The sequence below is a fragment of the Xanthomonas sp. NCPPB 3959 genome (assembly GCF_056675575.1).
In genome coordinates this window covers 249,730-258,183 of sequence record NZ_JBWWVR010000008.1, presented here as the reverse complement: position 1 = coordinate 258,183, position 8,454 = coordinate 249,730, and the positions used below count along the sequence as shown (strand labels likewise).

Below are 8,454 nucleotides of genomic sequence, written 5' to 3'. Positions count from 1 at the left end.
AGATTTTCAGCGCTACGCCAGACCTTCGGAGAACGCTTGATGGATGCTGACATCAGCTGGGCTGATAAAAGGGAGTTGGCCCGAGCGTCAGAGCGCCACTTCCCGGCTTTTACGTGGTTCTTTTACCCAAGTTGTCGGATGAGGAGCCTAGAAAAATCGCTGAATAAGATCTCCTGTGATGGGCTGACCTTGCCACGCTTTATGGGCGACCAGGTGCTTGTGCGCACGCATGGGGCTGCCCGTTACGGGTGACTCTTCCAGCCTCAGAAAAAGCGAAGCAGATCGCAAAAGAGCGGAACCCTAGCTTGTGCTACCTAATTCGTTTTGCACTAATGGCGAACATAGGATTTCTCCCTGCGACCAAAAGGAGTTTGATACATGTCGAAAATCACCCTGATCAACCAGACCAACGAGACCGTTCGCCTCGCACTGTTTCAGAAGCCCATCAGGAACCCAACTCTGGCAACCATTGCTTGGCAAGTCGTTGCACCGCCCCCGGGTGGCAGCTCGATAGTAGACATCCCGCCTGACTTCAGCGTGCAGGCCCGCTACTCCAACGATCCCACGAACCCGAGCAATCTGGATACCTCGACCAAGCCAGTGAGCTTTTCGGAGACCTCGGCTTCGTTCTCGATCGACGGCGTGGTGTCACAGGACCGCCGCGCGAATGGCGCTGTAATCAACCATAGCCCAGACGATCTAGTCCTCAACGAAGTTCGTGTCGTCAACAACTTCAGCATCGGCGCTGAAACCACGCTCTACCGTGGTGGCGATGCGATCTATGAAGCGCAGGTCATCTGGCCAGGGGGCCTATTCCTGGAAGACCTCCGCACCAGCATGTATGTGGCCGTCATTTCCCAGTTCACCTACAAGGGCCAGCGATTGGTGCAAGAAGAGCTGAGCCTCACCGAAACCGAGGTCCCGGAAGGCGGCTCGCTGATCGTGACTGGCTCGATGTGGACGGGCTATTCGCTCACGGCGGCCTAAGCCAACGCTGCGTAACGGAATCTCCTCCGTCCCGCTTTATTTGAGGAAGAAGACATGACATATCCAGATTTCCCTGGCGCTTCAGACACCAGCGAGAACCCCGGCCGGGACTTGCCAGCCAACATATGGGCCCCAGCTGACGGCGGTAGTCTCCAGATCTACTGGGAGCTCGTGAACGAAGGCTATGGCTATGAAGTCGCTGTCCAACTCGTTGATGTGGCGTTGCTTGAGCAAGGTGACCCGGGAATCATTGTCTGGGCGATTGTCGATGTCACTCATCAAGCCTTGCCCTTCTCCTTGTATGACGAAGAAACCGGGCAAGAACTGATACTTGGCGGGAGAATCGAGTGGGTGGAAGTTACGAGTTTAAGTGGGGGAGTGACCAACAAAGTTCCCCCTCAGCTCTGGATCAAAGACGCTTACTATCCGGGTGGCGGAACTACGCTAGCAGCACGTATTGCGTGAGAAGTGAGATTAAACGTCAACCTGGTGGAACCGCGGAGCGATCCCACGCCCGCTTCGCCCAGCCCACGATGAGAGTGGGCACCACGATGACAGGGAGTCCCCAGAGGAACGCGAGGTAAAAGGCCCCGATAGCGAGCTCACCATAGACAGGGTGTTCCGCAAACTTCCAGCCAAGCACGGCACAGCCGAAGACGATAGCAAGCCCCAATCCGCCGCCCACGAGCGCCCCCTTCAGGAATCCGCCTTTGCGAAAGTAGGGAATGCGACCGGTCCTGACATGCCAAGCCCAGACCTGCTGGGCGCGGATGTGCAGCATCAGGCAGAACGCCAGGAAGCCGGCGATAAGCAGCCCACCTGCGCAGTAAACCAAGCCCATCAGCTGTTGGGTCTTGAAGACAGCGTCGAGGCCTGCTCCAAACAACAGCATGCCCAAGGGCCCGAGGATGACGCAGGGCAGGATCATGGCAGCCGGCCCGGTCGGCGCATAAAGCCGCGGGTAGTTCGCTTGGTGGTTCATTTCTTTTCCTCTGTTAGGAGCAAGACCAAACGGCGTCACGGCAACCGCATGGCAACTGGTTGGTCGAGGGTCAGCCCGCAGATGTTCCGTTATCGGTCACGTCGACCAGTTCCCAACCTTCGCCCGCCGGCCGGAACTTCATCGTCATCTTTAAGCGCATTTCCTTGGCCTTCGGCGTCGTGGGCTGATCGCCAATGAAGCCCAGTCCATCGACGGTCCCGGAGACCCGGCAGTCCTGATCACCGTTGGGCAGTTTTGTGCAGGCGATCTCCAGCCCGCTCGCTTCCTTGACTTCGAACCGCCAAGTCCGCTGAAGCGTTGCCTGCCTCCCCTGCTCAGTAAAGAATCGCTCTACTGCTTTGACAGCGTCCTCCTTGTTCGGCGCATGCTCTGCACCACAGGCCGACAAGCCCAACGCCAAGAAGCACGCCGAAATCCAAACACGTTGAATGGTCCGCATCACGACTCTCCCTTCTTCTGTTTGGTCAGGTCCACGCCGATGACCTCGTTTCGGTAACCCACCTGGACGCGTTCGACATCCACCTCGGCGCGCGGGCCTCCGTTCTCCAACCAAACGCGTTTCACCTTAAAGACGACCAGATCGTCTTTTGCGTCCCTGCCCTGCTTAAACAATCCGGTTGCCTCGCTTTCGCTCATGCGGATTGGAAGATGGAAGTGCCCGGCATGTTCGGGCGTCCAAACAGATCGCTCACTGCGAGCACTGGTCGGGACAAAGCCTTCGCCCGTGATACCGGCTACCTGAAACCCGGTTATCCAGGGAATCGGCACGTAGATGTCCAAGATGCCGCGTTGCCGGTCATAGGACGGTTGGTCCACGATGTTGGGGCGAACGGCAAAACGCTGGATGCCACGGAAGCGCTCGGCCCGCGCATCAAAAGCCGCGCCATACTTGCGCTCAATGGCTTCCGGCTCCTGAGCGGTGATGCCATTGGGCCCGTTCCGCTTCGTATCGATCAGCCATTCGCCATACAAACACCTCTCGCGCTCGGTCTTGCTCAACCGGTAGCTGGACCGCGTCGACGCAATCAGCCTCGCATCACAGGTGTGGTAGCCCGCCGAGGCCGTAGATGCCAACCCAGCGCGGATGTGTTGCCCGCCTGCCAGTTCGTCTTGGTCGAGGTCCCAGTAGGTTCCTTGCGGATCGAGATACGGGCTCTTGCCTCTGTCCGTCGATGCCTGCGGAGCCCCGGTGATGGCCCGCCCAAGCTGCTGAAGAAGATTTCCCCTGTCCTGCGCTTGCACCGCCATGCTTGCTGCCAGGACGCACGCGCCCGTGACTGCAGCCCACTTCTTCTTCATGCCCTGCTCCTTGCGCCAAGTTGCGACAAACTTACGTGTCACGTAGAGTCTACCCGTGGCGTAAGGCTTCCGTCATGCTCTTTCCATGCCTGCACTGCATCGATTCAGCCTGTGAAGCCCGCCACTCCCGCCCCTCGGGAGATCGTGGCCGCGCGCCTGCGCCAAGCCCGCGAACGACGGGGCCTGAGTCAGCGCGAGGTAGGGATGCGAATGGGCCTGGACAAAGACACAGCGTCAGCGCGGATATCCAGATATGAATCCGGAGCCATGTCGATCAGCCTCGAGGCATTGTTCGAGATGGCAGAAGCGCTAGAAGTGCCGCCTGCTTTCTTACTGGCTGGCACCCCTGGCATGGCCGACGCGATCATGGCATTGGGGGAGCAGAGCCATACTCAGCAAGACCAACTGGCAAAGGTCTTGGTGGCGCTATCTAAGCTGGAGCCCAAGGTGCGTGCTGCGCGCGTCCAAAAGCTATTGATGCCGAACGCTGACGAATAGCGGAACCATCGAGGCGCCCCGAACCCGCTACTGCAGTGGAGTCACATGCTATACAAGCATCTGGCACGGAGGCCTAGGGGGGCCTGAGCATGGGACTTTATCTGCGCAAAAGCGTGAGGGTTGGACCTCTGCGGTTCAACTTGTCGAAGGGCGGGATTGGCGTCTCGGCCGGAATCAAGGGGCTCCGGGTCGGAACTGGTCCGCGGGGTAATTACGTGCATATGGGCGCACGCGGCATTTACTACCGCGCAACCATCCCTTCGGGAGCCACACGTCCTCGCCCGGTGACACCACGCGGCTCCGTTCGCCCCGTCTCTGGCGCCCAGCCCTCCCCGCCTTCAAACCCACAATCGCCTGAGATTTCGCGCACCCATGGCCCGATGGTCGACATAGATTCGGCCGACGCGACCACGATTGTGGACTCGTCCTCCCAAGCATTGCTGGAAGAGCTCAATGCAAAGAAAAAGAGATGGCGTATCTGGCCAGGCGTCGCCGTGGTTTCGGCACTGGTGCTTTTGATTGCGACTGGCAACGAAGCCCCGGACTGGGCGCTGGTTATGCTGGCTCTCTTGAGCGTGGGAGGCATTATCGCAGCGCATTTGAAGGACCAACTCCGGAAGACGGTAGTTCTGATGTATGAGCTGGACGAGCCGATGGAGAAGGCGTTGGAAGCACTCCACGCAGGAGCCCAAACCATGGCCTCCGCTTATGCCACGTGGCACGTGTCCTCCCACGCCAAGGTCTTCGACCGGAAATACCACGCTGGGGCTGGAACCCTTGTTAAGCGCAAGCCGACGCGCTTTGCTTCAGCACCGCCCCCATTTGTCAAAACGAACATCAAGACCATCGCCGTCAATGTCGGAACCCAGGCACTCCATTTTTTCCCGGACCGTGTTCTGATCTACGACGCGAATGGCGTTGGCGCGGTGGGCTACAAAGAGCTACAGGTGCTGGTGTCATCCACTCGCTTTATTGAGGATGGCAGCGTTCCGCGTGATGCAACGGTTGTGGATAGGACATGGCGTTACGTCAATAAGAAAGGAGGCCCTGACCGCCGCTTCAAGGACAATCGGGAGCTGCCGGTATGCCAATACGAAGAGGTCGCCCTGCGCAGCGACACCGGCCTCAACGAGCTACTACAGATTTCTCGTCTGGGATCAGCCGCTGGGTTCGCCTCAGCCATTGAGGGCCTATCCCGAGTCATGCCTAGAGAGCTGCCCTAGCGATCGCCTCTGTCAGCAATGACTTTTAAAGAACCCCGGCAGCCCTAGCGTCTGCTGTCCTCTGTGAGAAATCTTCCACCGCGGCACTCATGGCTTCCTCTAAAGACCTGCGACGAGCCATCGCGGCCTGTCGCATCTGGAGAATGGCACTGCGGCCGGCCACCAGGTCTGCCTCGATTTGGGCCCTTCTTGCTTGAATGGTTCGATCTAGATCCGCGACCTGCCTGGGATCGATTGCTGAGTTCGGGTTGAAGTGGAATCGTGCTTCTTTTTCCTGCCGCCACTTCATAAGGCGGTCGGTCAGCGCTGGCCCAAACCCTGGAACGTTTAGAACCGCATTGCGATTCACATCTGCTGCCGTCTCGATGCCAAACGATTCCAGCATGACTTTCTTCGCCGCCCCGATGCCCGGAATAGTGGCTCGCTCAATCTCGAACTGGTCCAAGAACTGTTTGCGTGCGATCTGTTCGCGATTGTTGGACAGCGCTCGATAGCGCCTTTCTCGTTCCGCCTGCAGACCGGCATGCTCATCTCGCAGAGGGCGAAGCTGATTCTGCTTCGCTTGAAGCTGAGTGTCCGCTTGCTCTTGCTTCCATCGAGCGACGAGCCCGTCGTATTGGGCTTTCGCTTGCTTATAGCCGGACGCCAGTGGTGCCAAGTCCGAACGGCCACGGCTGTTGACCCATGCGCCCATCACCCACCCCAGACACGCCCATACGGGGCCCAGCACTGCAGAAAGTGCAATGCCAAGCACCGTAATCAGCAGCCCCACCAGCCAACCGGTCGTTTTCCAGAACGTGCGCCGGCTGCCCAAGGCTTGAATCTGGGGATTGGCAGGCACTGCCTTCACCTGAGGCAGCGCATGCATGGGTGGCAACACTGCTGTCGTGATATCTCGCCAAATCGCACCCAGGTTGAAGGGACCGGAGGCCAGCTTGGGGATGACGACCGCTGCACCGCCAAAGAGCGAAATCCCGGCGCGTTCAATTGGACACCATGGGCACTCAGACAGTCCATCAAAATAGAAGTGGGACGGCCTGGAAGAACACCGCTTGAAATGCTGCTCCAGCCTGGTCAGCGCTTGAACCCAATCCTCTGCCTTGGGACGCCCAGCCGGCTTAGCTCCCTCGGTGCCGAACGCCCTTTCCCACAGATCTGCAACCCAAGGCGACGCTGCGGCCGGCGACGCACTCAGCGGCGGAGGGCTCATACGTGTCCGAGCAGTGTCTTTGCCGTAGGCGTAACGGAACTCCGGGATCGCCTTTTCGATGGGCATATCGCCCGGCCCACTGTATCGGCCAGCAAAGGGATGCCGACCATTCATGAGCATCTGAAAAATCAGGACGGCCAGGCCGAAGTTGTCGTGGTTGGCGGTTCGTGTGACTTGTTTGAAGGCCTTTCCGTGGAGCTCGGGCGGTGTGAAGTCCTGGACGCCGACCTCACAGAGGAAGGTGCGCCCTTGATGCGAAATCTGGAAGCTGTCCGTGTCGATCAGCTTCACGGTCGCATCCGGTGACACCCGCACACCGCCGTGATTGACGTCCCCAACCAAGTGACCTGCTTGGTGGATAACCGAGAATGCTCGCGCAGTGTTCAAGGCGGCACGAACCACTAGCCTCCAGTCTGCCTGGGGAAAGTCCGCCAAGCGGCTTTTGGGGCTGTAAAGCTTATGAATGTCCTTCGATGCGCGAAGGTTGGCCATGACAAAGCCACAGACCTTGCCATCGGATTGCCGCAGCACGTCAGTAGGCCAGGCAGTGAGCTGATCCAGCGCAGCGGTCCGAAGAGCAGCCATGGCCACCAGCTTGTCGGCTCTCTCACTGCTTACCGCAGCCAAATAGATTTTGGCAGCCGAGTCCGGCCTCCCCTCGACTTCGAAGACCGTTCCCTCTCCCCCTTTGCCCAGTTGCTTTCCCAGCCGAACCGGTCCGGATTTACCAACCAGAGCAGCTGAGACCACTTAGGCGTCCTCTACTGACGCCGGTGCGTCTGGTAGCTTCGCCAGCCGACTGGCAAGCAGGAGCGTCTTGTCGTCGTCCGTCCGCTCGCAGATCACCGGCGAGGCAAGATAAGCTTCCAGCTTGGAGGACAATTCTTCGCTGTAGCCCAGGCTTTCCAACGCGCGAACGGGAGCAAATATTTTGTCGAAGAAAGGCGAATGAACGCTTTGCGTGGCCTGGTGGAGCACCAATGCTTCGATGCCATCGGTGAACACCGCGACCTCATCCACCGCGCCCACATTGCAGGAGAACTCCGCGTTCAACACGGCAGCCGGATCGGTGACGAAGACGGTCGTGTTGATGTATTCCCCGTGCTGGGGCCAAAACACATAGGCCCAATCATCGCCGCGAGGGCGAATAACAATGGCCCCGTCGCCCACCTGGAAGAAGCATGCATGCGTCGGGGAGACGATGGCCGCCACCAACGTGCAGGCATACTCTCTGACCTCCAACCCGTCGGCCACAGCCCTGTGCGCAATACGGGTCGTAACGCCGGCGAGCCAGTTCAAGACCACGTCCCGCGTTATCTCTTCAACGCCATGGCCGTCTTCAAAGTGGTTGCGCACACAGTCCCGAATCTCCGACGTCGCTAGCTTCGCACCGGTCTCTGATTGAGATGCACTTCCCGCACCATCCGACGCCACCAAGAGCACGGTGCCGTGCTCTGGAAAGAATTCCTGTTCATAGGCGTCCTGGCAGTCCGTTCCAAACTTGGTGTGGGATGTGCCAATGGATGAGGCCGCAACGACGCGCCAATCCTGGAGATCCATTACACGCTGGCCCAGCCGTCCGGGGCAGCGGGGTTGACCAGAGGCACATTATCTCCAGGGGTCGAACGGGACACCGCACTCATGGAATTGGACAGCCACTTGAAGAGTTCCTTGAATTGGAGCCCCTTCAGATGCAGCGGTGCGCGCGACGAGATTTTGCCAAGAGTGTCCATGTCTGCCCCCTGCACGCCAACCGCGAAAAACTGGAAGTTCTTCGTTGCTTCCCCTTCCCGGACCAAAGCTGCAGCGCGTTGCCATGCGTCGGTCGGCGAACCATCGGTGATGAGAAACACCCAAGGTCGGTAGTAGGAAACGCCGTTGGCTTTGTAGATCTCCTTGCGTTGCCGAACCATCTCCAAGCCTTGCTCAATCGCTGCGCCCATCGGGGTGTCCCCAGTGCACGACAGCACGGGAGGATAGAAGCTATCTGCCGTGACGAAATCGGTCACGGTCTGGACTGGGCCAAACGTGACAATGGCGACCTCCACTCTCTTGGCAGCGAGCGAGTCCGAGTTCAGTTCTTCCTGAAACTGCAGCAGGCCCGCGTTGAGCTGCTCGATGGGCTTGCCGCTCATGGAACCTGAGGTGTCCAGCAGCAGCAGGCAGGCGCACCGGTTCTCTGGGTTCTCCGCAAAATCGCTGGCGCCAAAAGGCACCTGTTCAAAATCGTTCAT

10 protein-coding genes and 2 pseudogenes are annotated in these 8,454 nt (G+C 59.0%); 6 read left to right on the top strand and 6 right to left on the bottom strand.

Translation table 11 applies throughout. From position 1 onward, the window contains the following. From AC1KVG_RS11825 to AC1KVG_RS11815, 3 genes and pseudogenes are all read left to right on the top strand, one after another. Positions 1-252, top strand: a pseudogene (locus tag AC1KVG_RS11825) (site-specific integrase); the annotation flags it as partial. Between the two features lie 126 nt (positions 253-378). Further along, positions 379-987, top strand: coding sequence for a hypothetical protein (locus tag AC1KVG_RS11820; protein ID WP_323514020.1), 609 nt, complete (start codon positions 379-381; stop codon positions 985-987). Positions 988-1,158: 171 nt separating this feature from the next. Continuing rightward, a complete protein-coding gene (locus tag AC1KVG_RS11815; protein ID WP_481094515.1) occupies positions 1,159-1,452 on the top strand; it encodes a hypothetical protein in 294 nt (97 codons plus the stop codon). A 16-nt stretch (positions 1,453-1,468) separates the two neighbouring features. Here the strand turns inward: AC1KVG_RS11815 and AC1KVG_RS11810 are convergent, their stop codons facing one another. The 3 genes from AC1KVG_RS11810 to AC1KVG_RS11800 form a co-directional block, all read right to left on the bottom strand. Beyond that, on the bottom strand, positions 1,469-1,969 hold the full coding sequence (locus tag AC1KVG_RS11810; RefSeq protein WP_323514022.1) for a hypothetical protein: 501 nt from the start codon (positions 1,967-1,969) through the stop codon (positions 1,469-1,471). A 70-nt stretch (positions 1,970-2,039) separates the two neighbouring features. Continuing rightward, positions 2,040-2,429: a class I SAM-dependent methyltransferase gene (locus AC1KVG_RS11805; protein ID WP_323514023.1), complete on the bottom strand. Its 390-nt coding sequence runs from the start codon at positions 2,427-2,429 to the stop codon at positions 2,040-2,042. Beyond that, a complete protein-coding gene (locus tag AC1KVG_RS11800; RefSeq protein ID WP_481094514.1) occupies positions 2,429-3,289 on the bottom strand; it encodes a hypothetical protein in 861 nt (286 codons plus the stop codon). The genes AC1KVG_RS11805 and AC1KVG_RS11800 overlap by 1 nt, the downstream gene beginning before the upstream one ends. A 111-nt stretch (positions 3,290-3,400) precedes the next feature. Between AC1KVG_RS11800 and AC1KVG_RS11795 the strand changes: the two genes are divergently transcribed. The 3 genes and pseudogenes from AC1KVG_RS11795 to AC1KVG_RS11785 all read left to right on the top strand — a co-directional run bounded on the left by AC1KVG_RS11795 (position 3,401) and on the right by AC1KVG_RS11785 (position 5,010). Beyond that, on the top strand, positions 3,401-3,787 hold the full coding sequence (locus AC1KVG_RS11795; protein WP_184517034.1) for a helix-turn-helix domain-containing protein: 387 nt from the start codon (positions 3,401-3,403) through the stop codon (positions 3,785-3,787). Between the two features lie 89 nt (positions 3,788-3,876). Then, positions 3,877-4,023, top strand: a pseudogene (locus AC1KVG_RS11790) (DUF4236 domain-containing protein); the annotation flags it as partial. 144 nt (positions 4,024-4,167) lie between these two features. Continuing rightward, positions 4,168-5,010, top strand: coding sequence for a hypothetical protein (locus tag AC1KVG_RS11785; protein ID WP_323514259.1), 843 nt, complete (start codon positions 4,168-4,170; stop codon positions 5,008-5,010). A gap of 25 nt (positions 5,011-5,035) precedes the next feature. Here AC1KVG_RS11785 and AC1KVG_RS11780 read toward each other — a convergent pair whose 3' ends face one another. From AC1KVG_RS11780 to AC1KVG_RS11770, 3 genes are read right to left on the bottom strand one after another with little or no spacing between them, the layout of a single operon-like run. After that, entirely contained in the window at positions 5,036-6,970 is a 1,935-nt protein-coding gene (locus tag AC1KVG_RS11780) for a helix-hairpin-helix domain-containing protein (protein ID WP_481094513.1), read from the bottom strand. Continuing rightward, positions 6,971-7,780 carry a PP2C family serine/threonine-protein phosphatase gene (locus AC1KVG_RS11775; RefSeq protein ID WP_481094512.1) on the bottom strand — a complete coding sequence of 270 codons (810 nt, stop codon included), beginning with the start codon at positions 7,778-7,780 and terminating at the stop codon, positions 6,971-6,973. Further along, on the bottom strand, positions 7,780-8,454 hold the full coding sequence (locus AC1KVG_RS11770; protein WP_047128354.1) for a vWA domain-containing protein: 675 nt from the start codon (positions 8,452-8,454) through the stop codon (positions 7,780-7,782). Before AC1KVG_RS11770 ends, AC1KVG_RS11775 begins: the two co-directional genes overlap by 1 nt.